This window comes from Streptococcus sp. 959 (genome assembly GCF_013277075.1).
GTDB lineage: Bacteria > Bacillota > Bacilli > Lactobacillales > Streptococcaceae > Streptococcus > Streptococcus pseudopneumoniae_C.
This window is the reverse complement of record NZ_VMMF01000017.1, coordinates 171,350-197,108: the sequence shown is the minus strand read 5'-3', so window position 1 is coordinate 197,108 and position 25,759 is coordinate 171,350. Positions and strand designations below refer to the sequence as shown.

Below are 25,759 nucleotides of genomic sequence, written 5' to 3'. Positions count from 1 at the left end.
TGTGCACGCGTAGTCCTTCTCCATGTACGACACTGTTTCCTTAATCGATGCCCTATTGCTCTGCTTCTGGTAGTTCAGGTTGTGTTAAGGATTGACCTTCCTTACCTACCTCTTGGGTTCCTTTAGATTCTACTATAGCTTCTGGTAGTTCAGGTTGTGTTAAGGATTGACCTTCCTTACCTACCTCTTGAGTTCCTTTAGCTACTTGGTGGCTCGGTTCAGTTTGTGGTACTGGAGTTGGGGCAGGTTGTACCTCTTTCTTAGTTCCAACCGCAATGACTTGCGATACAGGATTTTGAACCACTTGGTCTTCAATGACTTCTCTAACTTCTTGACCATTAACTATCGAAACTTTGGTTACAAGGCGACGCTGACCATTGACTCCAGCTGTGACGATACGAGTCTGTCCTTCTGCTAGATTCGCATCTGAACTTGTGACCGTTTCAAAAGGAATTTCTACCAAGCTCTCTTCCTGTTTAGCCTGAAACTTCTCAGAAACTGGTTTTTCTTCAACAGCAGGAGCAACTGAATTCTCTACTACAGGTTTTTCGATGACAGTCTCTGGAGTAACCGCAGCTCTTTCTTGAACAACTTCAGTTTTCTCATTTTCTTTTGAATTTTGCTTCTCTACTGGCAACTGAGGCTGTTCAGCTGAAGCTGGTCTTGATGGATGAAGATCTGCTTCCTTAAAGTATCCAATGTACTCATAACCATCAATGTGGATAATCCCTTCAGCCAAGCCTTCATGTGTAGAAGCTGAAATAGTTTGGTTATAAGAAAGTAATTCTTTATTTTCAAATGCAAATGTCCCATAAGGTACAAAGGTGCTAGCTCCTAAAGAACCAATCAAGAGAACACCTAGAACTTCTTTGCGACCTTTTTTAGACACTAAAAAGACTGCTAACGAGGCGGTTGCCAAGCCAAGGCCTGCTAGAGCTAGCTCCTTACTTCCTGTGTAAGGAAGTTGTTGACTGTTAGTTGCTTTCTTGCGATAAACTACATAAAGAATATCTTCATCTTGAAATTCTGTTGGAACCTCATGATGAATCAGGGCTTTTTCAGACTCGGTCAATTCCTGCTCCGCCAAATAACGGTAATGAACGCTATGAGCACCACCAACTTCATTGGCTTGAACTTTGTCTACTGAAAGGGGACTAGCACCAAAAAGGAAGGCCCCGATGGCTACAGGACCTACCCCAACAGTTAGCTTACGAATCGAATATTTTGTGATTTTTTCTAGTTGCTGTTTTGTTTTTCTCATTTTCACGACTTTCTAATAGAATCTTGCGGATAGTGCGCACGTGCACCTCCAATTAATTTTGGACGACTAGCCAACGCCGTTACGTGGGCATGACCAATCTCTCTCAAAAGAGGGCGAATCGGAACCTGAACATGCTTAACATGCATGCCAATTGCAGTGTCTCCGATATCCAATCCAGCATGGGCCTTGATAAATTCAACCTCAACTGGATCCTGCATAAACTTGAAGGCTGCCAATTGACCCGAACCTCCTGCATGAAGGGTAGGAAGGACACTGACCATTTCCAGACTAAACTGCTCTGCAACCTGACGTTCAACAACGAGAGCCCGATTGACATGTTCACAGCCTTGAACAGCTAGATGAATTCCTTTTTCCTCTAGGATATCTAGAATGGTCTTCACAATGATTTCGCCAATTTCTTGGCTGGATTCCTTACCAATCTGGCCACCTATCACCTCACTAGAAGAAAGGCCCAAAACAAAGATAGATCCTTGCTTCAAATTGGCCTTTTCTAATACATCTTTTACAATCTGGCTTGTTTCTCTTTGAATGTCTTTTTCCTTCATACTTGATACCTCTTTTGTCATTATCTATCATATCGTTTTTTCTTGTTTTTAGCAAGATAGACAACCTAGAAAGCTTGCTCAATTACGCATAAAACTCCCAGAATTGACCGGGAGTTAGCTAGTTTCTATTCTATTTATGTATATTTCAACCGTCGTTCCTTTGTCGGGTGTAGAATCAATCTTCATCTGGTAATGTTCTCCAAAATGAAGTTTGAGCCGTTGGTCAACATTTTGAAGACCGACTCCCCCACGTTTGAGTTGACTTTGACTACTATCTCCAGCATCTTGGAAGCCAACTCCATCATCCTCAATACGGATGACCAATCCTGAATCCTGTTTCTGGACAGAAAGTTTAATATGGCCCTGACCTTCCTTTTCCTTAATGCCATGGTAAAGAGCATTTTCTACAAGGGGTTGTAGGACCAGCTTAGGCAAGACTAGATTAGCAAAGGCAGGATTTTCCTCAATCTCGTATTCCAGTTTATCTCCATAGCGTTGTTTCTGGATAAAGAGATACTGGCGGACATGATTGATTTCATCAGACAGGCAAATTAAATCCTTGCCTTGATTAAGTGCCAAGCGGAAATAGGTTGCCAAAGACTTTGTCACCTGCACCACTCGCTGACTATCCTGAAATTCAGCCATCCAAATGATGGTATCCAAGGTGTTATAGAGGAAATGTGGATTAATCTGGCTCGAAAGGGCTTGAAGTTGGTACTGACGGGTCGTTTCTTCCTGGCTACGAATATCTGCCATGAGCTGATCAATCTGATCCAACATGGCATTAAATTGGCGAGTCACTTCTCTCAGTTCATAGGCACCAACTTCCTTGGCACGAAGATTTTGAGCACCAGAAGCAATTTCCAGCATGGTTTCTCTCAAATCCTTCAAAGGAGCAATCCAACGCTTGAGACTGAACCACACCAAGCAGAGGCAGGTAAGAAGAGATGTGACACTAGCCCCAAGCAAGGTCCACAAGAGTTGACTCCGAACCTGGTCTAACTTTTCCAGCGAAGACACTCCTATAACCGTCCAATCAGTTCCAGCAATCTGTTCCTGACTGACGTAGGATTTGTAGCCAGGAGTATAACCCTGTCCCGTCTCAATGTAAGGTTTCATGGCCTCCATTTCGCTAGATGAACTATAAACTGTGTGTTGAGGATGGTAGACAAATTCATGGTTTTCATTGATGATAAAGGCAAAGCCCTGCTGACCCAACTGGAGCTGGTTGAGATAGGCTTCCAGAGTTTCGTAGGAAATATCCAAACGAAGAACGCCAAGATTGGCCCCCTTTGCATCAACCAGTTCTTGAGTGACAGAAATAACCCACTGACTATCCGATTTACGAGCCGGAGTCAAAACGGGCATAGCACCCTGATGAATGGCCTTTTGATACCAATCTTCAGCCATCATATCTGAGGAGGTTTTCATCTGCACACTATCATCTGTAGAAATGACCTGACCAGATTTGGTTACCAGTACCACCGTTTTCAAGTCCTGGTCTGCCTTCAAGATAGTCAAAAATAGATCTCGAATTCCCTTGACCTTGTCTTGACTAGGATTCTCAGCATAGGCTAAGAGATCCATCTGCTGGGTCAAACTGGTCGAGGTTGTTTCTAATTTTTTTATATAAGACTGAATAAAGTGACTAGTCTGGCTGATAGTCGTTTGACTATTGCCCTCAATAGTGGCCTCAATAGCTGATGAACTAGATTGATAGTAGAAAGTCCCAACCAGAGCTAGGAGAATGAGAAAAACCAGAAAGATGGAAATAACCATTCTGACTAGTAGAGAAGAACGCTTCATCGACCTTCCCCCTTCTTAAACTGACGAGGAGTCACACCTGCAATCTGTTTAAAACGTTGGGTAAAGTAGTTCATATCTTCAAAGCCAACCTTTTCGGCTATCTCATAAATCTTTAAATCTGTGGTCAGAAGCAAGAGTTTGGCTTGTTTGACACGCTCTCTTACCAAATAATCCTGAAAAGGCAGCCCCAACTCTTTCTTAATCAAGGAGCTCAGATAAGTCGGACTAAAGCCCAAGTCACTGGCCAAAGACTTTAAACTAAATTGGCTATCAGCCAGATGGGAGTGGATTTTCTGAGCCAGGTTTCCCTCAAACTTATCGGTCAATAAATCTTGTAACTGCTCTTCCTTTTCTTCCTTGTCTAGTTTTTGCTTGATTTTCCCCAACATCTCCTCAATGTCCTGACGGGAAAAGGGCTTGAGCAGGTAGTCATCCACACCGAGTTTGACAGCAGACAAGGCATAATCAAAATCATCGTAGCCTGTCAAAAAAACTAGATGCACCTGAGGATAGGTTTCTCGTACAAGACTGGCCAACTGGATGCCGTTTAGCTGAGGCATGTTGATATCGGTTAAAATGATATCTGGCACCTGCTTTTGAATCAAGTCCCAAGCCTGCCTTCCATTTTCAGCCTGACCGATGATTTCCATATCGTAGGCTGCTACATTGACTAAGTTGGTCAAGCCTTGTCTCACCAGATATTCATCTTCTACGATTAAGATTGTGTAGGTCATGCTCTGCTCCTTTGTCACTTACTAGTATCAGTATAGCAAAATTCTCCTCTAACTGCTTAGGAAAGCCCTCTTATACTCAATGAAAATCAAAAAGAAAACTAGGAAGTTAGCCGCAGTTTGCTCAAAGCACTGCTTTGAGGTTGTAGATAGAGATACTGGGCAAAAAGGCTTTTAAATTAGAAAATTTGCTTTATTTTCTCCTCAAATTGAGTTTTTGCCCAGTCTCAACCCTACCCACGGTAAGGCGACGCTGACGTGGTTTTAATTTGATTTTCGAAGAGTATTAATCGACATAATCTAGTAAATAAGCATATCCTTTTTCTTCCATTTGGTCTTTAGGAATAAAGCGGATGGAAAGACTATTGATACAGTAGCGCAAGCCACCCTTGTCCTGTGGGCCGTCCGTAAAGACATGGCCAAGGTGAGAATCTCCAACTCGGCTTCTCACTTCCATGCGCGTCATATTGTAAGACTTGTCTTCTTTGTAGGTGGCAACATCTGGACTGATGGGTTGGGTAAAACTAGGCCAACCGCAACCAGACTCAAACTTGTCCTTTGATGAAAAGAGGGGTTCGCCAGTTGCTACATCCACATAGATACCGGATTCAAATTTATCCCAGTAGCGGTTTGAAAAAGCGCGTTCTGTTTGATTTTTCTGGGTGACTGCATACTCCTCAGGTGACAAGGTCTTTTTCAATTCCTCATCACTTGGCTTAGGATATTTGCTGGCATCGATGACGGGATAAGCAGCCTGATTGACATTGATATGACAGTAGCCATTTGGATTTTTCTTGAGGTAGTCTTGGTGATAATCCTCAGCCACCACAAAATTCTTCAAGGGCTCCTTTTCAACTGCCAGAGGTTGGTCATATTTCTTAGTCACCTCATCAAAGACTTGATTGATCACTTCCAAATCCTTGTCATCTGTGTAATAAACACCGGTACGGTACTGGGTCCCCACATCATTTCCTTGTTTATTTTTGCTAGTTGGATTGATAATGCGGAAGTAATGAAGCAAGATTTCCTTGAGGGAAATTTGCTTGGCATCATAGGTGACATGGACAGTCTCCGCATGCCCTGTTTGATTGATCAATTCGTACTTGGTTGTTTCCCCTCTACCATTTGCATAGCCTGAAACGGCATCTGTCACTCCAGGCACGCGTGAGAAGTATTCCTCCACTCCCCAGAAACATCCCCCAGCTAGATAAATTTCGTGCAAGTCTGCATCTTTACTAATTTCTGTTTTTTTCACTGTTTTTCCTCCTTGGCTAACTGCCGCTTTCTCAATTTGAGAGCTATCTGTCTGCCCTGCATTTCGCATCAATAGAAAATAGAAACCGGTTATGGCTAGGAAAAAGATCCCTGCCAAGACAAACAATTTTACTTTATCATTCATGACCTTTCTCTACCCCATTTCTTTCAATTCTTTTAAAATCATATCCTTATCCATAAAACCTGGTTGTGTTTTGACCAGCTTGCCTTCCTTGTCTATAAAGGCTTGAGTTGGGTAAGAACGGACACCATAACTTTCCAAGAGTTTGCCTGATGGATCAATTAAAACTGGGAAATTTTTATAATCCAAGCCCTTGTACCAGTTCTTAAATTCTGCTTCAGCTTGTTCCCCCTTGTGTCCAGGAGAGACCACTGTCAAAACTACATAGTCATCACCAGCTTCTTTAGCGATTTCGTCCGTATCTGGAAGGCTAGCTAGACAGATGGAACACCAAGAAGCCCAGAATTTGAGATAGACTTTCTTGCCCTTGTAATCAGACAAGCGATAGGTCTTGCCATCTACTCCTGTCAGTTCGAAATCAGCGACTGCCTGACCTTTAGTAGCAGTTTGTGAACTGACTTGTTCTGTTTTTGTTTGCTCCTTCATAGTAGATTGGTCTGACATATTTTTAGCCGAACAGGCTGCCAAACAACAGATTGAGCCTACTCCAAGGAGACATGTTTGCCATTTTTTCATTTCTTTTTCCTCTCTATTCAAATAATGTAGTCAAAATGGAAGCATTTCCCAAAAGCACCAAGATTCCCATCGCGATAATGAGGAAACCACCCACTTTTTTGAGGGTTCCGAGGTAAGGATGGAGTTTTCGGAAATGTTTCAAAACATAGCTCGAGGCAAGAGCTAGAACCAAAAATGGTAGCGCCAAACCCAGCGTGTAAATCAACATGAGACCAGCTCCCTGCCAAGCACCTGAACCACCTGAAGCCGCCAAGGCTAAAACAGACCCCAGAACCGGCCCCACACATGGCGTCCAAGCAAAACTAAAGGTCAATCCCAGTAAAAATGCCTGACTATAGCCCTTACCCTTTTGCCCCTGTCTCTGTAGTTGTAGTCTTTTTTCCTTGTAGAGTCCCTGCAAATGTAAGACTTCCATCTGGTGCAAGCCCAAGAGAATGATAACCGCACCCGTCACATACTGAAACCAAGAAGCATATAGCAAATTGCCTAAAAAACCAGCTCCATAGCCTAGTAAGATAAAAACAAAGGAAATCCCCGCTATAAAGGCCAAAGTTCGCAATAAACTAACAACTGAGATTGACAATTTTCCGCTAGAATCCTGAGCACCATCTTTGTCATCCAGTAAGACCCCTGCATAGACCGGTAACAAGGGTAAAATACAAGGAGAAAAGAAGGAAAGAATTCCAGCAAGAAAAACACTGATAAAAAAGATTATATTATCCATTGCCTTCCTCCATTCTTTGATTTGATAGAACTATTATAGCCCCAAAACTCCAGAAAAAACAGGGACAATGATAGGGAAAAATAGGAATTTAATCAGATTATACTTCAAATAAATCAAAAAAACATGAGTAAAAGGGTAAGCTATCTTACGTTTTCGAGCCAACATCTAGTAAACTAAAAAACAGATTCTTCCATCTATCGCGGAAAAATCTGTCATTGATTTATTGATTTACAAAAACTCCAACCACGCTTTGCGAACCTCGTCTTTGCTGGTTTCTCTGTATTTTTTAGTTCCAAGAATGCCATTATTGTGAAGTTCTTACAATAGTGCCTCAAACTCAGCGACGGTCATGCCTAATTGCTCACTCGCAACCTCTGCTGTTAAAAGATGCTGGCGAACAAGATTTACTAACCCTTTTTTTAGTCCCTGTTCAATACCTTCTGCCCTAGCAGTTTCCAAGGCATAGTCCTGCGCTAACAAGGCTTGTTCTTCGCGTCTGCGTTGTTCACTAAACATTTTCCTGTCCTCCTCGGACCAGCTCTTATAGTCCAGCAGTTGGTCTGCCTGGCTGATAGCTCGCTCGGTTTCTTGGGTAAAGGGCTTGTTACCGAAAAACTCCAACCACGGCTTGCGAACCTCGTCTTTGCTGGTTTCTCTATATTTTTTTAGTTCCAAGAATGCCATCTTAACTAAATGGTTTTCCTGACCGTTAGTGCTGGTCTTTACAATAACGCCTCAAACTCAGCGACGGTCATGCCCAATTGATCACTCGCAACCTCAGCTGTTAAAAGATGTTGGCGAACCATATCTAAAAAAGCAAGCAGTTGCCCACGCTCTAAACCTTGTTCCAGACCCTCAGCACGCCCACGTTCAAGACCACGTTCTAATCCTCTTTCTTCAGCTTGTTCCAAGGCATAATCCTGTGCTAACAAGGCTTGTTCTTCTCGCATACGTAGTTGGCTAAACATCTTCCTGTCCTCCTCGGACCAGCTTTTATAGTCTAGCAGTTGGTCTGCCTGGATGATGACTCGCTCGGGTTGCTGGGTAAAGGGCTTGTTGCCAAAAAACTCCAACCACGGCTTGCGAACCTCGTCTTTGCTGGTTTCTCTATATTTTTTTAATTCCAAGAATGCCATCTTGACCAGATGGTTTTCTTGTCCATTGTTTGTGATGGTTAAAACCTCACCAGTCATATCCTCTCTCATGCTAAAGCTATGAAAAGCCAGATCATCTGAGAAATAATTGCTATCCACAATTGCGATAGCGTATACTGGTGAGATGTGTTTGTAGCTCTGGTGTGTATCACCTTCACGTTGGCGAATTTTTTCTAGGTTTTGATTGACCTGACTGCACAGGTAAGCCCACAAACGATTGATGAAAAAATTCTGATGATGTACCTGAATCTCGATAATAACCTGTGTCCCATTATCCAACTCCGCCAAGACGTCTATACTAGTGTAAAAATCCTGAGCCGAGTAGGGCAGAGAAGGTAAGACATGAATATTGCTTCCCTCCAAAATGGTCACATTTTTTGCTGGCAAGTCCAGCATATCGCGAATAAATTGACAAGTGATTTCTGGATTGCTGAAAATCTTCTTAGCTACCAAATCATTGGTCGGGCTGATGCCCGGATGACGTACAGTCATACTTCCTCCTTTCATTATAGCACATTTTTAAATCTAGGTTTACTAGATTCATTGCTACTATCTATTTATTCGGAAAAGAGAGGATATATGAAATAGTAAATAAAAAATAAGATCAGCGGATAAGCAATAAATTTTAAGCTTAACAGTCTTCCCTGTTTACCTGATAATAAATGAGATCCGCAAGATAGCCTTTTCTCTCCACCCCATTTGCAACAGTTTTTAGATAGGACATTCCCGCTTTTTCCATGACACGACCTGAAGCTGGATTGAGACTGGCATATCGAGCTTTGACTTTTTGAAAACCTGCTTGAGTAAAACAAAAGTTCAACACAGCTTTCAAGGCCTCTGTCATAAGACCTTGACCCCAATAGTTTTTTCCTAAAACATAGCCAATTTCACAACTTGAATCATCCTCATCCATCTTAACGATACTGATATCTCCAATCACTTGCTCTGGGTCTTCTTTGGGACAAATGGCCCATTTGTAATAGTTGGGATTTGTATAGGAGGCAATCCAATTACGAATCGAGTTCCGAGTGACCTCGACATCAGGATGGGGATCCCAAGTGACGTAGGTTAGATTCTCAGCAGACGAAGCCCAATTTTGAAACATGGCTTCCGCATCACTCTCCACAAATCTTCTCAAGATCAAACGGTCTGTCTGCAAGATTTGCATACCGATTGCTTTCATGACGCTACCTCGCTTTCTATTAGATGATTCTCTGTCCAAGATTCATTGAAACTTGTTTTGCTGTTGAATTTCAAGGTAATAAGCTAAAAAGGTCCCCCGGACCTTTTTACTCCCAAAAGTCATCAAATATGGTGATAGGTAAGTGGCGTTTATGTTGGCCTTTGTGCCACCAGTTTTCAATTCTTGCTTGGGCTTCTGGGCTGATTGTTTTGCCTTCTAAGTAGTCGTCAATCTCCTCATAGGTAACTCCAAGTGCAACTTCATCAGCTAGGCCTGGTTTGTCTTCTTCTAGGTCTGCTGTTGGGATTTTTTCATAAAGGGCTGGGTCTGCACCAAGTTCCTTCAATAGTTGTTTTCCTTGGCGTTTATTGAGGCGGAACAGGGGTAAAATATCTGCACCACCGTCACCAAACTTGGTAAAGAAGCCTGTGATATTTTCTGCAGCATGGTCTGTTCCAATAACCGCTCCGCTATGGGCACCTGCTAGGGCATACTGAGCAATCATACGGCAACGTGCCTTGATATTGCCCTTGTTGAAATCTGAAACAGGGCTTCCTGTCGCTTCAACTGCTGCAGTCATTGCGTCAGCTGATTCCTTGATATTGACAACTAAACTGACATCAGGCTTGATAAAGGCTAGGGCTTTTTGAGCATCTGCTTCATCAGCTTGCACTCCGTATGGCAGGCGGACAGCGATAAATTTGTAGTTGTCATCTCCTGTCTCTGCTCGCAGTTCTTCCATAGCTAATTGAGCCAATCGACCTGCCAAGGTTGAGTCCTGACCTCCAGAAATTCCTAGTACAAAGGTTTTTAGGAAAGGATGTTTTTTCAGGTATCTCTTTAAGAAATCAATAGAACGACGGATTTCTTCCTGGGCATCAATCACTGGTTTCACGCCCAGTTCTTGGATAATCGTTTCTTGCAAACTCATTCTTCTTCTCCTTCACCAAGGGCTTCCTTACGCATCTTGTCAATCAAATCCATCTTGTCTTGCCATACATCACGCGCCAAATCCACTGGATAATGCTGCGGATTGAGCACGCGCTTGTACTCATCCCAAAGCTTGTCAAATTCCTTACGGGCATAAGCCTGAATCTCAGTCAAGCTAGGCAAGTTGTAAATCAATTTCCCGTCCTTGAAAATATCCACCAAGAGAGGAACAGCGTCAAAATTACGAACCGTCTTCTTGATGTAGGTATAAGTCGGATGGAACATCTTGATTTCTGTCATGCTGGCAACATCTACGCCATCATAAGTAATATAATTGCCTTCTGACTTGCCTTTTTCACGACTGGTAATGCGCCACACCTGCTTCTTACCTGGCGTAGACACTTTTTCCGCATTATTTGACAGCTTGATGGTGTTGCGCATCTGGCCATTTTCATCTTCGATGGCAACAATCTTGTAAACTGCCCCAAGAGCTGGCTGGTCATAGGCTGTAATCAGCTTGGTTCCCACACCCCAGACATCAATCTTGGCCTTTTGCATCTTGAGGTTGAGGATGGTATTTTCGTCCAAATCATTAGAAGCATAAATCTTAGCCTCTGTAAATCCAGCCTCGTCCAGTTGCTGACGGACTTTCTTAGAAATGTAGGCAATATCCCCAGAGTCAATACGCACACCCATAAAGTTAATCTGGTCACCCAGCTCACGCGCCACCTGAATGGCAGCTGGCACACCGATACGCAGAGTGTCATAGGTATCCACAAGAAAGACACAGTTTTTGTGGGTTGAGGCGTAAGCTTTGAAAGCTTCATAGTCGTTACCATAAACCTGTACCAAAGCATGGGCATGTGTCCCCAAAACAGGAATGTCAAAGAGTTTACCTGCACGCACATTGCTGGTTCCATTGGCGCCACCAATCACCGCTGCGCGTGTTCCCCAGATAGCCGCATCCATCTCTTGCGCACGACGTGTTCCAAACTCCATCAAAGGTTCATCTTCGATGACCGAACGAATACGTGCTGCCTTAGTAGCCACCAAGGTCTGGTAGTTAACGATGTTCAAAAGGGCTGTTTCGACCAACTGACATTGGGCTAGAGGACCTTCCACCTGCACAATCGGTTCATTAGCAAAAACCAAATCCCCTTCTTGGGCAGAACGAACCGTCAACTCCAACTTGAAATTGCGGAGGTAGTCCAAGAATGCCCCGTGATAGCCAAGCGACTCCAAATAGGCAATATCACTCTCAGAAAAACGCAAGTCTTCAAGATAGTTCACAATTCTTTCCAAACCAGCAAAAACCGCATAGCCATTTTTAAAAGGCTGTTGGCGGAAATAAACCTCAAAAACTGCCTTCTTATTGTGAATCCCTTGGTCAAAGTAAACCTGCATCATATTAATCTGGTACAAGTCCGTGTGCAATGTCAAACTATCATCTGGATACATACTTTTCCTACTTTCTTAGCTAGAAATACATGAAAATTTTCAAGAACTTTCATGTATTCCAATAAATTAGTACTATTATATCACATTTTAGCTGGATTGAGAAAAGAGTAACAAGCTATTCTCCACTCTCCAGTTCATCCATATCTTGCTCAAATTTTTTCTGGGCCCATTCGCCATAACTCTTCAGACCAAGATTGCCAATAAAAACCCAAGGAAGGTAAATGACATAAGTAATGACCCAAGCAGACAAGTATTTAACGTTCAAAGGATTATGCTGATAAATTTCGATATTAAATTGATAATTCTGAAACATCAAGAGAGTTGTAATCGCCAAGGTTAGGAAAAAACAACCCAAAATCGTAAAATGAAATCGGCTATAATAGGTCACTCCCAGATTTCGAGCACGGTTGAAAAAATAAAATGTCCCTATGATGATAACGATGAGCAGCATATTAGAATTAAAAAGGCTTGGTGCTAATACTGAAATGATATAAGATAGGAGCGACAAAGCGATGCAGATATAGAAACTTTCAGAACCTGCTTTATTGATTAGTTGTTCTTCTCTCTCGTCAAGTAATTGATAATGAATGAATTTATTTACCATCTTCTTCCTCCCAAAATAGTTGGTCTAGAGTTTTCCCTAAACATCTGCAAATGGACTGGCAGAGCGAGAGACTGGGATTGTATTTTCCCGCCTCTATCAAACCAATAGTCTGGCGCGTCACTCCGACAGCCTCCGCCAGTTGACCTTGTGTTAAATCAAGCTCCACACGAGCTAATTTTAATTTTAAATTTTTAGCCACCTGCGTCCTCCTTATAGTTTTAAAAAGTTGCGCCTCTTTTTAACATTATTATATCATATATCTAACTTAATGCAATATATAACTGTCATTTTGTAATATTTTGTTAACAAAAAAACTCTCTACCACAAAAAGATAGAGAGTTTGGAGTTTAAATATAGGATTTCAAAATTTCGATGACATCACTTTTTTTCTTAACCTGATAGACCTTGATTCCCACCTTCTCAGCTACGATTGCATTGTCCTCAATATCGTCTAGAAACACACAATTTGTAGGATTTAACCGGTATTTATCGAGACTTATGTCAAACTCCCCTCTTTGCTTTATTCTCCTTACAAATCCTTTTGGTAATAAAATCTTTGCCCTGTGTAGGGATAGTCTTGCAAAGCAAAGACTTCCTTGTATCCATGCTTCTGATAAAAGTCTGGTGCTTGGAACTGGTAAGTGTTGACAAAAGCAAAACGACAATTTCGATTCTTGGCTTCATTTTCTGCTTTCTGCAATAGTTTTGAACCAATTCCTTGCCCTCTCAGTTCCTCTTTTACAAATAAATACTCGATTTCTAGCCAATTTCCAAAAGTCTCTGCTATAAAACCTGCCAGAAGATTGCCCTTTTCATCTTCGACATAAAGATTAAGTGGCTCACTTTCAGCCTCTTCTCTTTTGGAACGGTTATAAGCACGAATCAAATTCCCAATTTCTTGCGCCTTCTGGGATTCCTTATTTTCCAATCTAAAGTACATCTAAATCTCCTTAAACACTGTTACAGCTTGATTATAATCTTATTTCAATAGACTGTCAAACTAGCAAAAACCCACCAACCTGAGTTGATGAGTTTCAAATCTATTTTCTAAATTTCCACTGGCTATAAATCCCGAAACCGATAATCCAGATAGCTGATCCGATTGCTCCTACAAAGGTAGACTCTTGTAAAAAGAGGGTTACAAAGACAAAGGCAAAGAAGAGCATTGTTAAAGGATTTAGGAAACGATAATGGGGCATGAGGTAGCCATCCGCCATAAAGTCCTGTGACTTGCGATACTTAAGGTGGGCCACCATGATCAAGATATAGATGGCGATATAGACACCTGACGACGATGCCGTAATCAAGGCAAAGGCATCGGAAACACCTGGCAAAACGTTGATAAAGGCAGCCAGAGCAATTAAGATTGCTGAAGCAATAATGGCATTTTGTGGTACGTTATGACGAGAAAGGGTATCTGCCTTGATTGCTTTTAGGAATGGATTTGGCGAATCATGGGCAATCTGATACAAATGACGACCTGTTGAGTAGAGGGTCGAGTTAAGGGCAGAGGCTGCTGATGTCAAAACGACGAAGTTAATCAAGGCTGCTGCCCACTTGATACCTGCTAACTCAAATACCGTAACAAAAGGAGAATCAGCAGAAGCAAGCTCACGCCATGGAATGATAGCCATGATAGCTAAGAGGGCACCACCGTAGAAAAAGGCGATACGCAAAGGAATTTCCTTAACGGCTTTCGGCAAGACCTGACGTGGATTTTTGGTTTCAGAAGTTGTAACCCCGATAAATTCAATCATGAGGTAGGCAAAGAACACCATCTGGAAGGCCATGACAAAGTTCACTCCACCATTTGGGAAGAGGGAGAAATTGTCAGCAATATTTGCTAAACTTGCTACTCCATGAGGTGTCTTAAAGCCTGTCAAGACCATAAAGACCCCTGTGGCGATCATAGCTAAAATAGCCACAATCTTAACCATCGCAAACCAAAACTCAACTTCCCCAAAGAGCTTAACTGCAATCAGATTGACCAAGGCTAGAATGGTCAAAAATCCAATCTCAATCATCCAACTTGGCCAGCTAGGGAACCAAAACTGAACGTAGTGAGAGATAGCAGTGATTTCCGCCATACCGATAAAGACAACGGATAGCCAGTAAGACCAAACAGAGAAATATCCCCAGCCCTTACCCAAATGGCGCGTGATAAAGTTGATAAAGGTATGTTGCTCAGGGTCTTGGTAGAGCATTTCCCCAACCGCACGCATCATGAGGAACATAAAAGCCCCAGTAATCATATAAATCAGTACAATAGAAGGACCTGTTAGGCTGATAGAGCGACCCGCTCCCAAAAAGAGTCCTGTTCCGATTGTTCCAGCAATGGCCATAACCTGCACGTGACGATTAGTCAGACCACGCTCCATCTTATTTTTTTTCTTCTTTGAACTCATATCGTCTCCAATTCAATTTAAAATGGAAAAAGGAGTGAGTGAAGCGCATTGCCTCCCCACTCCTTTTTTCTGTTTTTAGGCTGTTTTTTCAACCTTCAAGATTTTTACATCATAGCTACCAACAGGTGTTTCAATGGTTGCTGTGTCACCTGTTTTCTTACCAATCAAGGCTTGTCCGATTGGGCTTTCATTTGAGACTTTACCTGCAAAGGCATCTGCACCTGCTGAACCTACGATAATATAAACTTCTTCTTCGTCCTCACCAATTTCTTGGATAGTGACTGTTTTACCAATCGCTACTTCGTCTTGGGCAACTGAGTCGCTATTGACGATTTCAGCGTAACGGATTTTTGTTTCCAAGCTAGAGATTTGTCCTTCGACAAAGGCTTGTTCATCCTTAGCTGCTTCGTATTCACTGTTTTCAGAAAGGTCACCATATGAACGGGCAATCTTAATGCGTTCTACCACTTCTGGTCGGCGGACCAATTTCAATTCTTCTAATTCTTTTTCAAGTTTTTCCTTTTCCTCAAGGGTCATAGGATATGTTTTTTCTGCCATTTTTCTCAACTTTCTTCTGATAATATTTTCTAAAGAAAATTATGTGAAACATCACATAATTTTAGTTTGTTTGGTTTAATTTACTGTTGACATGTTCAGCGACATTACGATCATGCTCCTCCTGAGTAGCAGCATAATAGACCTTGCCATCTGTAACATTAGCTACAAAATATAAGTTATCACTCTTAGTCTGATTAATACTTGCCTCAATGGCATCCAAACTTGGACTATCTACTGGACCTGGCATCAAACCAGCTTTCGTATAAACATTATACGGTGAATTAATTGTCGTATCAATTCCAGCATCATCAGCAAGACTAATCTTCTGACCAAGTTTTCCTTGGGCATACAAGATGGCAATATTGCTTTGAAGTGGCATACCAAGATTCAAGCGATTGTAGAATACACCTGCAATCAACTTACGATCTTCAGTCTTAGCACCTTCTTTTTCAACAAGTGACGCAATCGTCAACAATTCATTGACTGTCAAATTTTTAGACTTGATTGCACTATAATGAGGTGCCAAAGTCTTATCCATAGCTGCCAGCATCTCATCAATCAAGCTTTCAATAGTTGTGCTTTCCTTGATAGAGTATGTAGCTGGGAAGAGGAAACCTTCTAAACGGTAACGAACGCCACTTTCCTTTGTAGGCAAGCTTTCAAGTAGACTAGGATATTTGGCAACTTCTTGGCTGATAAAGTTCTCATCTTGAACTTTTGCCAGAAAGGCATCCGCTGTCAAAGGCTCTTTGAAGTCACCTTGCAATTGACCTACCGCTTGTGCAATTTGATCAATCGTATAACCTTCTGGAATTGTTAAATTCGCAAGCGCAGGTTCTTGAGCTTCAGCTGTTCCACCTTTTTGTAGTTCGTGGATGATGTCTTCTGTACTCATACTCTTTTGCAAATTGTAATAGCCAGACTTCAAATCTGAATAATTTTTATATTTCGCATAAAAAGCAAAAATCACTCCATGTTTAATCAAGCCAGACTTTTCAAGAGTTGAACCAATTGTTTGAACATTGGCTCCTTCTGGGATTTGCACTGTCACATATTGTTTAGATGAAGCATCCACAGGCTGTAAAGATGACTGAACATACTGATAACCGAAGTAACCACCTGCTGAAATCAAACCTAAGAAAATAAGTAGAGAAATGAAGAAGGCCTTGAATCCTGATTTTTTCTTCTTAGTAGGTTGAACTGTATCACGACGGCTACGACGTGGAGTTGCAGGCATTTCTTCTACAGCTTTCTTTTCCACTACTGGTTGTGAAGTAGGAACTTCTTTTTTTACTACTTCTTTCTGCCCTTCTGTCTTATAAGAAACAGCTACCCTTGTTGGAATTTCATTAAATTCCTTTTCTACTTTTCTAGGACTAACAGGTCCTGAAACTGGTCTTGATACTCCCTCAGCTGATGGAGCAGAAGGTCCTTCTTGACTCGGATGACTTGGAGCAAGTGGAGCTTGTCTTACAGCCTCTTCTGCGGGAGAAGAAGGAACATCTTGACTTGGATGGCTTGGAGCAGTAAGAGTTTCTCTTTTTATCTCATTTGATGGAGAAGCTGATAAATCTTGGCTGGGGTGAGTCGGCACGGTAGGAGCGTTTCTCATAATATCCTCTACAGCTGATAGAGAATCTTCCATCAAATCTTCTATTGACTGATCATTTTTAGAAGAAAGTTGGAGTTTTATTGAAGCTAAATTAACTTCTTCCTGATCTTCTTCATATTTTTTGACGCGTTCTAAATCACGTAAAATCTGCTCTTTAAAGCTTAATTTTTCGTCTTCTCTTGGCTTTTCACTCAAAAGTTTATCCTCCTCGTTGACAATCCATAATATTATATCTTAAAAACGAAAGAAAAGCAACCTAGCATGCTTTTCTAGCTTATTTTTTAGCTTCCCAAACCATATCATACCAGGTTTCCCCTGCAAAGATTGACTGGGACAGGCCTTCATTGACAAATCCATGTTTTTCATAGTAAGCGATGAGATAGTCATGACAGGTTAGATTAATGCCTTCTCTTTCGTGTTCAAGAGCCAGTTCTTTCAGGGCTGATAGCAATTTCTGACCCAGTCCTAGCCCCTGTGCCTCTTTAGCAATGGAGAGGCAGGTCACAGAGATATAGCCACCAGGATTATGACTATAATCTTCTATCTCTTCTGTAAAGGACTGGTCTTGCAGATGGCGATGGGGGCCAACTGGCCCTTCTATATAACCTATGATTCTACCCTCTTTTTCTGCAACCAGAAAAGAGGTCTGAATTTCTCGCAAATGCGCTTCAAAAATCGAGCGAGGAATAGCTTCTTCTACCGAGAAATTCTCTAGTTCAATCTCGACAATCCGATCCAAATCTTCTAATCTTGCTTGTCTAATTTTCATTGTGCCTCCAGATAAAAGGGATTAAACCAAATCATACTATAACCCTGACTAGTTGCATAAAGGGAAGTTTCTTCATCAATGAAACCGTTCATTTCAAAATAAGAAAGCAACTCATCGGGGCTCTCCAAACGAATCCCTTTGTAATCCAGCTCAACTGCCACCTCTTTCAAGGCTGCAAGAAGAAGTGTTCCCAAGCCCTGTCTCTGATGGTCAGACTCGATGACTAAAGAATGTATTTTTAGACATTGCGGATTATCTGACTGAGGCCTTGATAGAATATAGCCTAAAAGTTGATTTTCATCCCTAGCTAGAAGAAAGGTATCCGCACACTTACGGATACTTTCTTCTAAAATATGGGAAGGTTGCTGCTTTTCAGCTGGAAAAGACGAAGTTTGAAGTGCATCTATCTCAGCCAAATCAGACTTACTTGCCTGAATGATCTTAATTGGAATTTCCATGAGAATATCCTATTGAACATTACTTGTCAAGTTCGACAAGAGACGCTCAAATGAGTATTCATAGGTTTGGATATCTCCTGCTCCCATAAAGACATAAACAGCATTGTCATGGTCTAGGAGTGGAGATACATTTTCAACAGTGATCACTTGATGTTTCTTGTCAATCTTATTGGCTAGGTCTTCTACCTTGACATCACCATGGTCCACTTCACGAGCTGACCCATAAATCTGTGCTAGGTAAACAGCATCTGCTTGGTTTAAAGCATGAGCAAAGTCGTCCAACAAGGCAATGGTTCTTGTAAAGGTATGCGGTTGGAAGATTGCGACGATTTCCTTGCTTGGGTATTTTTGACGAGCCGCATCCAAAGTCGCAATGATTTCTGTTGGATGGTGGGCAAAGTCATCAATAATTACTGTATCATTGACAATTTTCTCAGTGAAACGACGCTTAACACCGGCAAATGTTTTCAAGTGCTCACGCACCAAGTTCAAATCAAATCCTGCTGTGTAAAGAAGACCAATAACGGCTGTCGCATTCATGATATTGTGACGACCAAAGGTTGGGATGTGGAATTGACCCAATTCTTGTCCACGGAAATGAACGGTGAAGGTTGAACCAGTTGTTGAACGAAGAAGGTCACTAGCTACAAAGTCATTGCCTTCAGCTTCAAAACCATAATAATAAATCGGAGCATTGGCTGTAATCTTACGCAATTCTGCATCTTCACCATAGACAAAAAGACCCTTGGTAATTTGTTTAGCATAGTCGTTAAAAGCATTGAAAACATCCTCTAGACTGGTAAAGTAGTCTGGATGGTCAAAGTCAATGTTGGTGATGATAGAGTATTCTGGATGGTAAGGCATGAAATGACGCTCATATTCGTCAGATTCAAAGACAAAATATTTGGCATTGGCCGAACCACGACCTGTCCCATCCCCAATCAAGAAGCTAGTGTCTGTGATGTGAGACAAGACGTGAGACAACATACCTGTCGTTGAAGTTTTTCCGTGCGCACCTGCTACCCCCATGCTAACAAAGTCACGCATAAAGCTACCAAGGAACTCATGGTAACGTTTGTAACTGATGCCATTTTGGTCTGCATAGGCAATTTCGACGTTGTTATCTGGACGGAAGGCATTTCCAGCGATAATTTCCATATCACCGTCTAGATTCTTTTCATCAAAAGGAAGAATGGTAATTCCTGCCTGCTCAAGACCACGTTGAGTAAAGTAGTACTTTTCAACATCTGATCCCTGTACCTTATGCCCCATTTGGTGCAACATCAAGGCCAAGGCACTCATCCCTGATCCCTTAATTCCGATAAAATGATATGTCTTTGGCATGTTTTCTCCCCTATTCTGTAATTCTGGTCAGATTCAACTCTTGGGCAACCTGACGTTCTTGTTCTGTTTGTTTACTTTTTTTATTGTAGATTTGGCTCTTCTTTAGAAAATCATAGTTGTTTTTCTTTGGAGCAGGTACTGACACTTCTTCATTCTTGGTAGGGATAGAATTGACTTCTTCCGCCAAGATGTAATGAGACTGGGTCAATTTTTGGCTATATTTGACAAACTCACCAGGATTTTCCTTTTGGAAAGGCGCGGTAGGTTGATTGCTCTGCCTAACTGGGCTTGGTTGTGAGTGGCGTCTTGTAGGAGTGATGTCCTTAGTCAAATAGCTTGCCGAGCGTTTCTTTTTCAAGTCCGCACGCGCTTCTTCACGCGCCACCTCTGCATAACTCTTTCCTTCTTTTTTAACCCCTAAAGGAGCTTTTTTAGGTTTCTCGACTTGCTTTTCAATCGGTTTTACTGGCGCCTCTTTAGTAATAGGAGCCCATTCTAAATAATTTTTATCTCGATACTCACCCTTGATATTACTGATCAGATCAGACTCATCGTACAAGTTCATGACTGGCATCTCAGTCAGCATGACCTCGTCATCTGACACCAATGGAAATCGTTCTTGTTTCATTTTCTATTTCCTTTCAACACTTCATTATAGCGTATTGTCTTGATTTTTCAAGTGCTGGCTTCAGAAATTCCCAAAATTTCTCTAATTTCTGCTAGGGTCAGACTGCCACGTGACTCTGTGCCATCCAATACTTGTGACACTAGATGTTTCTTCTGTTCTTGGAGTTCCTGAATTTTTTCTTCAATGGTTCCCCTGGTCACTAAGCGATAAACCTCAACCGTTTCTTCCTGCCCCATCCGATGGGCACGGCCAATGGCTTGCGCTTCCACCGCAGGATTCCACCAAAGGTCAACCAAGATAACCGTATCAGCACCTGTCAGATTCAGACCGACACCACCAGCCTTGAGGGAAATCAGAAAGGCATCTCTTTCCCCTTGATTAAAGGCCTTGGTCATGTCTTGTCTTTCCTTAGCTGGGGTTGAACCCGTAATTTTAAAGGAAGTCAAGCCCAAGTCTGGCAGTTCTTGTTCAATTTCCTCCAACATTCCCTTGAACTGCGAGAAAATCAAGACACGGTGTCCGCCGTCTGCCACCTGTACCAGCAGGTCTCGGAGACTATCCAGTTTGCCACTGGCTCCCTGATAATCTTCCATAAAGAGAGCAGGAGTGTCACAGATTTGGCGCAAGCGCATCAGACCAGACAAGATTTCCACACGACTTCGCTGAAATTCCTGATCCGATACTTGAGCTAGACGGTCCCGCATCTGTTGCAACTGGGCTAGGTAGATAGCCTTTTGCTGATCTTCCAGTTCATTCTTATAAACCACTTCAATCAAGTCTGGCAATTCAGTCAGAACTTCTTCTTTCTTGCGCCTCATAACGAAAGGCTTGATAAACTGAGCCACTCTCTCTGCTGGCAATTTCATAAATTCTTTCTTGCTTGGCAAAAGCCCTGGCATGACGATTTGGAAAATAGACCACAACTCACCCAGATGATTTTCAATAGGAGTCCCTGACAAGGCAAAGACTGACGGCACCACAAATTGTCTCAAGGTCTGGGCAATCTTGGTCTGGGCATTTTTCATAACCTGAGCTTCATCTAAGAAAAGGAAGTCAAAAGCCATACCCTGATAAAGCTCACTGTCCTGACGGAAGGTAGCATAGCTGGTCACATAAATTTGATGGCTCTCAGCAAGAATCTCTTCACGACTAGCTTTCAAACCATGAACAACAGCCATATCCAACTGTGGGGCAAATTTCTGAAACTCATCTGCCCAGTTGTAAATCAAACCTGACGGAGCTAAAATCAAAACCCGACTTTCTTTTGTCACTTGACTGGTCAAAAAAGCAATAGTCTGAAGGGTTTTCCCCAATCCCATATCATCAGCCAAAATCCCACCAAAACCATAATGATGGAGCATTTGCAGCCAGCCGATTCCCTTTTCCTGATAATCTCGCAAGTCAGCCTGAACCTGAGTTTCTTGTCGTGGGAAGTCCTCTGGATGCGTCAAATCCTGGGCCAAATTCTGGAATTCTTGTGAAAAAGAAACACGGTCTCGCCCTTCAAAAAGATGAGCTAAACTGTAGGCCAAGGATTTTCGAGCCTGCAAGGTCCCATCTTTTAATTCAAACTGTCCTAGTTCCTGTAGATTTTGGCGAATTTTCTTGGTTTCTTCATCGAAAAAGTAGACTTGATTAGACGAATCAATATAAAAATCTTGATTGGCAATCAAGGCCTGCATGGCTTGGTCAATTTCCTCTTGGGCAATATCTTGAAAATCAAACTGGATTTCCAAGAGCCCTCCCTTGGAAGCAATCTGCACTTGAGGACTCGCTAAACTATAAAGCTCTTCTAACTTGTCTGATAGGTCAACATTTCCGAATTTTTCAAAGACTGGAATGATTTCGTGGAAGAAATGATAGACAGATTCCGCTTTTAAGGCCTGACGCCAAGATTGAAAATCTGCTTCAAAACCTGCCGCCAAACAGACTTGGAAGATTCTTTCTTCTAAATCAGCATCACTCGAAAATGGTAATTCTTCTAACTCTTGTCGGCTAGATACCTGGCTATCTCCATAATCAAACTGAATTTCTAAACGAATCCGATTATCCTCTTCCCTATCAAAGTAAAAAGAGGGCGCAAAAGTTTTGATTTGTAACCGTTCTGGAGCTGAAACGGTCCCCATCTGGCTAAAAAGAGTTAAACAAGAAGCCAATTTATCGCGGTCACTACTATCAAATTGCAGGTGTTTCTTTCCATGTTGATTCACAGACAGCGCTTTGATTTCCTTGAGAAGACGCATCTGCTGGTCAGTTAGAAAATAAACCTGTCCTTTATGGAAAAGTACAGCTCCCTGATAAAAGACATTGACCCTAGGACTCTCGCTGATCTCCATTTCAAAATAGTCCGAGTATGCTGTTACTGTAAAGGTAAATAGATTGGCATCTGCATGCATATCTTGAAAAAGCAGGGTTTGGTAACTATCCACTTGGTGGTCAAATTGAAAATGGGGCAGGGTCATCAATAAATTCACACCCTGCTCAAAAAAAGTCAAAGGGAAAAAGAGGTGCCGACCTTGGTTTTGGAAAAAGAGGTCTGGAGCCTGTCCTTCCTCCGTTAGTCCCCGCAAGAAAGTCAGAAGTTCTTGGCTGGCTTCATCAAAGGCTTCCCAAGACAAGGACTCCTCATAGGTCTTGCCAATCATATAAGATTTCCTCTGTTCGACAATCCTTAAAAAGAGTGGAATGTCCCGAATGACATAGTATTTTTGGCTATTGATTTGCCCGATTCTAAGGGTCCACAAGATATGATTGCTTCCTGCTTCCACTTGCCCCACAGCCGATAATTCATAGGCACGTTCTGATTTTGGAGACAAGATTCGGTCCAAAAATTTGCCACCCAAGGTCACCTTGGTTTCAACGGCCTCTTTTTCTTCATGGCCTTCTTCCAGACTCTGCAAGATTTCTTGACCACGCTCATCATTTTTCAAAAAATGCTCTAGCGCTGCCAAATGCACACAGTAGCCCCTCTTTTGGAAAAAATCGCAGGCACAAAAAACCAAATCATCCTCTAAACTATAGCGCAGTTCTTCTTCTGCAACACGAGCGTAGAGCCGATTATTCTTTTCCTTGATGATGTCAACTTTACCAGTTTCATAAAGGGCAACGCCTTCGATACGGACTTTCCCCGGAATCAATTTAGCCATATTTCTACCTTTACCTTATCTTCTTATTATACCATATTTTTGCCTATGAAAATAGCTTCCTAGGAAGACTTTTCTCCTAGAAAGCTGTATTTTTAAAGCTCGATTTTTAAAGTTTGGCAAAAGTCGTCACAATCCGCTGACAAACTTCTTGCAACAGAGATTTAGGCATGGCTACATTGAGGCGGGCATGGAGACTTCCTTCCTCTCCATAATCCGAACCAGGGTTGAGGATAACCTTAGCTTCATTTCTCAACAGCTCTTGCAATCTTTCATCAGTCAGGTCATAGGCTGAAAAATCAAGCCAAATCAAGTAGGTTCCTTGCGGTTTCATGACCTTGATTTTAGTCTCTTTACCAAATAAATCCACCACATAATTGATGTGGTCTTCAAAGACTTGCTTGAGTTCCTCTAGCCAATTCTTCCCATATCGATAGGCAGCTTCTGTCGCCAAATAACCCAAGCCTGAAATTTCATGTTGATTATTGGCCAACTGGCGTTTCTGGTAAGCCAGTCTCAACTTAGGATTCTCAATGACTGCATAGGAATTTTTTGTCCCCGCAATATTAAAGGTTTTAGTGGCACTGCTCAAGACAATCGCAAAATCTTTAAAGACAGGATTAATGGTATTGAAAGACTGGTGTTTGTGACCAAAGAGGGCTAAATCTTGGTGAATCTCATCCGAAACCAAGAAAACACCATGTTTTTGGCAGAGTTGGCCAATCTTCTTCAACACCTCTTTTTCCCAAACACGTCCACCAGGATTATGAGGGTTGCAGAGAATGTAAAGTTTGACATCCTCTTCCACCAAATCCTTCTCAAGTTGATCAAAGTCAATCTCAAACAGACCATCCTTTTCCACCAAAGAATTGGTAATCAATCTACGGTTGTTCAACTTGACACTGCGTGCAAAGGGTGGATAGACAGGTGTGTTAATCAAAACCGCATCGCCTTCTTTTGTAAAGGCTTGAATAGCTGTTGAGATGGCTGGTACCACACCCTCGATAAAGACAAGAGCCTCTTTGTCAAAGTGATAACCATGTTGTGTAGCTTCCCACTTTTGAACTTCCTTAATTAACTCTTCACTGGCATAAGTATAGCCATAAACCAGTTGGTCTGCGTAAGTCTGCACAGCTTGGCGGATTTCAGGCAAGACTACAAAGTCCATATCCGCTATCCAAGCTGGTAGGACTTCACTATCCGTTTCTGCTTCTTTCCATTTATAGGTATGGTGCCCTAAACGATTGGGTAGGCTTGTAAAATCATATTTTCCCATCTTTGTCTTATCCTTCTAATGCTTGGCGCAAATCTGCAATCAAATCTCTAGCATCCTCAATCCCAATTGACAAGCGCAAGAGGTCATCTGTCAAACCATAAGAATGGCGTACTTCTGCTGGAATATCCGCGTGAGTTTGCGTCGTTGGATAAGTAATGAGACTTTCCACCCCACCCAAACTTTCTGCAAAAGAGAAAACCTTGAGACTGTTCAAAATATGAGGAATGCGTTTTTCATCTGCTACTTTAAAGGAAATCATCCCTCCACGCCCAGTGTAGAGAACTTCCTTAACTGCTGGAGAATCCTTCAAAAAAGCAACCACTTCTTGGGCATTGGCTGTTGAGCGCTCCATACGAAGAGACAAGGTTTTGAGACCACGAATCAATTGATAACTATCAAATGGTGACAAAACTGCTCCTGTCGTATTGAGATTGTAGAAAAGCTTCTCGTATAGTTCTAAACTATTGGTCACAACCACTCCAGCCAAGACATCATTGTGGCCTGCTAGATACTTGGTTGCTGAATGAAGAACGATATCTGCTCCATCTTCAATCGGACGTTGGTAGATAGGGCTGTAGAAAGTATTGTCCACCACCACTTTGGCACCCTTAGCATGAGCCAATTTTGCTAGTTTTTCAATATCAAATTCCAACATCAAAGGGTTGGTTGGGGTTTCGATATAAAGAACATCCACATCCTTTTCCAACTCGGCAATCAACTCTTCTTCTGTATTGGCATAGGTAAAATGGAAACGACCTTCCTGCTCCACTTGATTGAACCAGCGGAAAGAACCACCGTAAAGGTCACGGACAGCTAAGACCTTACTTCCTACTGGAAAAACGCTAAAGGCCAATACAATTGCTGACATTCCTGAGCTAGTCGCTAGGGCATAGTCTGCTGACTCGATAGCCGCCAAGACTTCCTCAGCCTTACTACGAGTTGGGTTTTTAGTACGCGTATAGTCAAATCCAGTAGATTTACCAAACTCTGGATGCTGATAAGTCGTTGAAAAATGAAGCGGTGTCACCAATGCACCTGTCGCTTCATCTGATTTGATACCCGCCTGGGCCAAAATTGTGTTGATGTGTAATTCCTTGCTCATACAATACCTCCAAATCTATAGTAACTATTGTACCACTTATTTTCATCAACTCATTTTCTTCTTTTCAAGAGCTAG

At 42.0% G+C, this 25,759-nt stretch carries 23 protein-coding genes and 2 pseudogenes; all 25 read right to left on the bottom strand.

Annotated elements, in window-relative coordinates:
• Window positions 1-61: 61 nt before the first annotated feature.
• Window positions 62-1,261 (bottom strand): annotated as a pseudogene (locus HT717_RS06870) (G5 domain-containing protein); the annotation flags it as partial.
• 2 nt (window positions 1,262-1,263) lie between these two features.
• On the bottom strand, window positions 1,264-1,827 hold the full coding sequence (locus tag HT717_RS06865) for a TIGR01440 family protein (protein WP_061088239.1): 564 nt from the start codon (window positions 1,825-1,827) through the stop codon (window positions 1,264-1,266).
• A gap of 114 nt (window positions 1,828-1,941) precedes the next feature.
• Entirely contained in the window at window positions 1,942-3,633 is a 1,692-nt protein-coding gene (locus HT717_RS06860; RefSeq protein ID WP_061088240.1) for a sensor histidine kinase, read from the bottom strand.
• Complete coding sequence (locus HT717_RS06855) at window positions 3,630-4,367, bottom strand: response regulator transcription factor (protein WP_061088241.1); 738 nt, start codon at window positions 4,365-4,367, stop codon at window positions 3,630-3,632. Before HT717_RS06855 ends, HT717_RS06860 begins: the two co-directional genes overlap by 4 nt.
• 283 nt (window positions 4,368-4,650) lie before the next feature.
• A complete protein-coding gene (msrB, locus tag HT717_RS06850; protein WP_153225987.1) occupies window positions 4,651-5,763 on the bottom strand; it encodes a peptide-methionine (R)-S-oxide reductase MsrB in 1,113 nt (370 codons plus the stop codon).
• Between the two features lie 9 nt (window positions 5,764-5,772).
• Window positions 5,773-6,336 (bottom strand): redoxin family protein, encoded by a 564-nt coding sequence (locus HT717_RS06845; protein ID WP_173304793.1) that lies wholly within the window; start codon window positions 6,334-6,336, stop codon window positions 5,773-5,775.
• Between the two features lie 13 nt (window positions 6,337-6,349).
• Complete coding sequence (gene ccdA2, locus HT717_RS06840; RefSeq protein WP_173304791.1) at window positions 6,350-7,060, bottom strand: thiol-disulfide oxidoreductase-associated membrane protein CcdA2; 711 nt, start codon at window positions 7,058-7,060, stop codon at window positions 6,350-6,352.
• A gap of 318 nt (window positions 7,061-7,378) precedes the next feature.
• Window positions 7,379-7,771: pseudogene (locus HT717_RS06835) on the bottom strand (hypothetical protein); the annotation flags it as partial.
• A gap of 11 nt (window positions 7,772-7,782) precedes the next feature.
• Complete coding sequence (locus HT717_RS06830; RefSeq protein ID WP_173304789.1) at window positions 7,783-8,706, bottom strand: Rpn family recombination-promoting nuclease/putative transposase; 924 nt, start codon at window positions 8,704-8,706, stop codon at window positions 7,783-7,785.
• A gap of 139 nt (window positions 8,707-8,845) precedes the next feature.
• Complete coding sequence (locus tag HT717_RS06825) at window positions 8,846-9,397, bottom strand: GNAT family N-acetyltransferase (protein ID WP_173304787.1); 552 nt, start codon at window positions 9,395-9,397, stop codon at window positions 8,846-8,848.
• 106 nt (window positions 9,398-9,503) lie between these two features.
• A complete protein-coding gene (nadE, locus tag HT717_RS06820; protein WP_049540268.1) occupies window positions 9,504-10,328 on the bottom strand; it encodes an ammonia-dependent NAD(+) synthetase in 825 nt (274 codons plus the stop codon).
• Window positions 10,325-11,785, bottom strand: coding sequence for a nicotinate phosphoribosyltransferase (locus HT717_RS06815; protein ID WP_049540266.1), 1,461 nt, complete (start codon window positions 11,783-11,785; stop codon window positions 10,325-10,327). Before HT717_RS06815 ends, nadE begins: the two co-directional genes overlap by 4 nt.
• Before the next feature lie 115 nt (window positions 11,786-11,900).
• A complete protein-coding gene (locus tag HT717_RS06810) occupies window positions 11,901-12,389 on the bottom strand; it encodes a DUF6773 family protein (RefSeq protein WP_049540263.1) in 489 nt (162 codons plus the stop codon).
• On the bottom strand, window positions 12,379-12,588 hold the full coding sequence (locus HT717_RS06805) for a helix-turn-helix transcriptional regulator (RefSeq protein ID WP_001107500.1): 210 nt from the start codon (window positions 12,586-12,588) through the stop codon (window positions 12,379-12,381). The genes HT717_RS06810 and HT717_RS06805 overlap by 11 nt, the downstream gene beginning before the upstream one ends.
• Before the next feature lie 330 nt (window positions 12,589-12,918).
• The gene (locus HT717_RS06800) at window positions 12,919-13,329 is read right to left on the bottom strand and encodes a GNAT family N-acetyltransferase (RefSeq protein WP_080982900.1); all 411 of its coding nucleotides are present in this window, start codon (window positions 13,327-13,329) and stop codon (window positions 12,919-12,921) included.
• Window positions 13,330-13,429: 100 nt separating this feature from the next.
• On the bottom strand, window positions 13,430-14,794 hold the full coding sequence (locus HT717_RS06795; RefSeq protein WP_049540261.1) for an amino acid permease: 1,365 nt from the start codon (window positions 14,792-14,794) through the stop codon (window positions 13,430-13,432).
• 75 nt (window positions 14,795-14,869) lie between these two features.
• A complete protein-coding gene (gene greA, locus HT717_RS06790; protein WP_000818768.1) occupies window positions 14,870-15,352 on the bottom strand; it encodes a transcription elongation factor GreA in 483 nt (160 codons plus the stop codon).
• 61 nt (window positions 15,353-15,413) lie between these two features.
• Window positions 15,414-17,159 carry an endolytic transglycosylase MltG gene (gene mltG / locus HT717_RS06785; protein ID WP_173304785.1) on the bottom strand — a complete coding sequence of 582 codons (1,746 nt, stop codon included), beginning with the start codon at window positions 17,157-17,159 and terminating at the stop codon, window positions 15,414-15,416.
• Between the two features lie 79 nt (window positions 17,160-17,238).
• Window positions 17,239-17,733 carry a GNAT family N-acetyltransferase gene (locus HT717_RS06780; RefSeq protein WP_049540257.1) on the bottom strand — a complete coding sequence of 165 codons (495 nt, stop codon included), beginning with the start codon at window positions 17,731-17,733 and terminating at the stop codon, window positions 17,239-17,241.
• Window positions 17,730-18,191, bottom strand: coding sequence for a GNAT family N-acetyltransferase (locus HT717_RS06775; RefSeq protein WP_049540255.1), 462 nt, complete (start codon window positions 18,189-18,191; stop codon window positions 17,730-17,732). The genes HT717_RS06780 and HT717_RS06775 overlap by 4 nt, the downstream gene beginning before the upstream one ends.
• A 9-nt stretch (window positions 18,192-18,200) precedes the next feature.
• Window positions 18,201-19,535 (bottom strand): UDP-N-acetylmuramate--L-alanine ligase, encoded by a 1,335-nt coding sequence (murC, locus tag HT717_RS06770; protein WP_020900616.1) that lies wholly within the window; start codon window positions 19,533-19,535, stop codon window positions 18,201-18,203.
• Between the two features lie 10 nt (window positions 19,536-19,545).
• A complete protein-coding gene (locus HT717_RS06765; RefSeq protein WP_173304783.1) occupies window positions 19,546-20,163 on the bottom strand; it encodes a cystathionine gamma-synthase in 618 nt (205 codons plus the stop codon).
• Window positions 20,164-20,210: 47 nt separating this feature from the next.
• Window positions 20,211-23,309, bottom strand: a complete 3,099-nt coding sequence (locus HT717_RS06760; protein ID WP_173304781.1) for a DEAD/DEAH box helicase — start codon at window positions 23,307-23,309, stop codon at window positions 20,211-20,213.
• Window positions 23,310-23,415: 106 nt separating this feature from the next.
• The gene (locus HT717_RS06755; RefSeq protein ID WP_173304779.1) at window positions 23,416-24,582 is read right to left on the bottom strand and encodes a MalY/PatB family protein; all 1,167 of its coding nucleotides are present in this window, start codon (window positions 24,580-24,582) and stop codon (window positions 23,416-23,418) included.
• A gap of 7 nt (window positions 24,583-24,589) precedes the next feature.
• Window positions 24,590-25,684, bottom strand: a complete 1,095-nt coding sequence (locus tag HT717_RS06750; RefSeq protein WP_173304777.1) for a cystathionine gamma-synthase — start codon at window positions 25,682-25,684, stop codon at window positions 24,590-24,592.
• Between the last annotated feature and the right edge of the window lie 75 nt (window positions 25,685-25,759).

Coding starts and splice junctions, on each gene's coding strand:
- HT717_RS06855 (WP_061088241.1), bottom strand. CDS start 4,367: ATGACCTACACAATCTTAATCGTAGAAGATGAATATCTGGTGAGACAA.
- HT717_RS06780 (WP_049540257.1), bottom strand. CDS start 17,733: ATGAAAATTAGACAAGCAAGATTAGAAGATTTGGATCGGATTGTCGAG.
- HT717_RS06825 (WP_173304787.1), bottom strand. CDS start 9,397: ATGAAAGCAATCGGTATGCAAATCTTGCAGACAGACCGTTTGATCTTG.
- HT717_RS06775 (WP_049540255.1), bottom strand. CDS start 18,191: ATGGAAATTCCAATTAAGATCATTCAGGCAAGTAAGTCTGATTTGGCT.
- HT717_RS06810 (WP_049540263.1), bottom strand. CDS start 12,389: ATGGTAAATAAATTCATTCATTATCAATTACTTGACGAGAGAGAAGAA.
- ccdA2 (WP_173304791.1), bottom strand. CDS start 7,060: ATGGATAATATAATCTTTTTTATCAGTGTTTTTCTTGCTGGAATTCTT.
- HT717_RS06750 (WP_173304777.1), bottom strand. CDS start 25,684: ATGAGCAAGGAATTACACATCAACACAATTTTGGCCCAGGCGGGTATC.
- HT717_RS06830 (WP_173304789.1), bottom strand. CDS start 8,706: ATGACTGTACGTCATCCGGGCATCAGCCCGACCAATGATTTGGTAGCT.
- HT717_RS06755 (WP_173304779.1), bottom strand. CDS start 24,582: ATGGGAAAATATGATTTTACAAGCCTACCCAATCGTTTAGGGCACCAT.
- HT717_RS06795 (WP_049540261.1), bottom strand. CDS start 14,794: ATGAGTTCAAAGAAGAAAAAAAATAAGATGGAGCGTGGTCTGACTAAT.
- HT717_RS06860 (WP_061088240.1), bottom strand. CDS start 3,633: ATGAAGCGTTCTTCTCTACTAGTCAGAATGGTTATTTCCATCTTTCTG.
- greA (WP_000818768.1), bottom strand. CDS start 15,352: ATGGCAGAAAAAACATATCCTATGACCCTTGAGGAAAAGGAAAAACTT.
- msrB (WP_153225987.1), bottom strand. CDS start 5,763: ATGAATGATAAAGTAAAATTGTTTGTCTTGGCAGGGATCTTTTTCCTA.
- murC (WP_020900616.1), bottom strand. CDS start 19,535: ATGCCAAAGACATATCATTTTATCGGAATTAAGGGATCAGGGATGAGT.
- HT717_RS06815 (WP_049540266.1), bottom strand. CDS start 11,785: ATGTATCCAGATGATAGTTTGACATTGCACACGGACTTGTACCAGATT.
- HT717_RS06800 (WP_080982900.1), bottom strand. CDS start 13,329: ATGTACTTTAGATTGGAAAATAAGGAATCCCAGAAGGCGCAAGAAATT.
- HT717_RS06760 (WP_173304781.1), bottom strand. CDS start 23,309: ATGGCTAAATTGATTCCGGGGAAAGTCCGTATCGAAGGCGTTGCCCTT.
- HT717_RS06865 (WP_061088239.1), bottom strand. CDS start 1,827: ATGAAGGAAAAAGACATTCAAAGAGAAACAAGCCAGATTGTAAAAGAT.
- nadE (WP_049540268.1), bottom strand. CDS start 10,328: ATGAGTTTGCAAGAAACGATTATCCAAGAACTGGGCGTGAAACCAGTG.
- HT717_RS06765 (WP_173304783.1), bottom strand. CDS start 20,163: ATGAAACAAGAACGATTTCCATTGGTGTCAGATGACGAGGTCATGCTG.
- HT717_RS06845 (WP_173304793.1), bottom strand. CDS start 6,336: ATGAAAAAATGGCAAACATGTCTCCTTGGAGTAGGCTCAATCTGTTGT.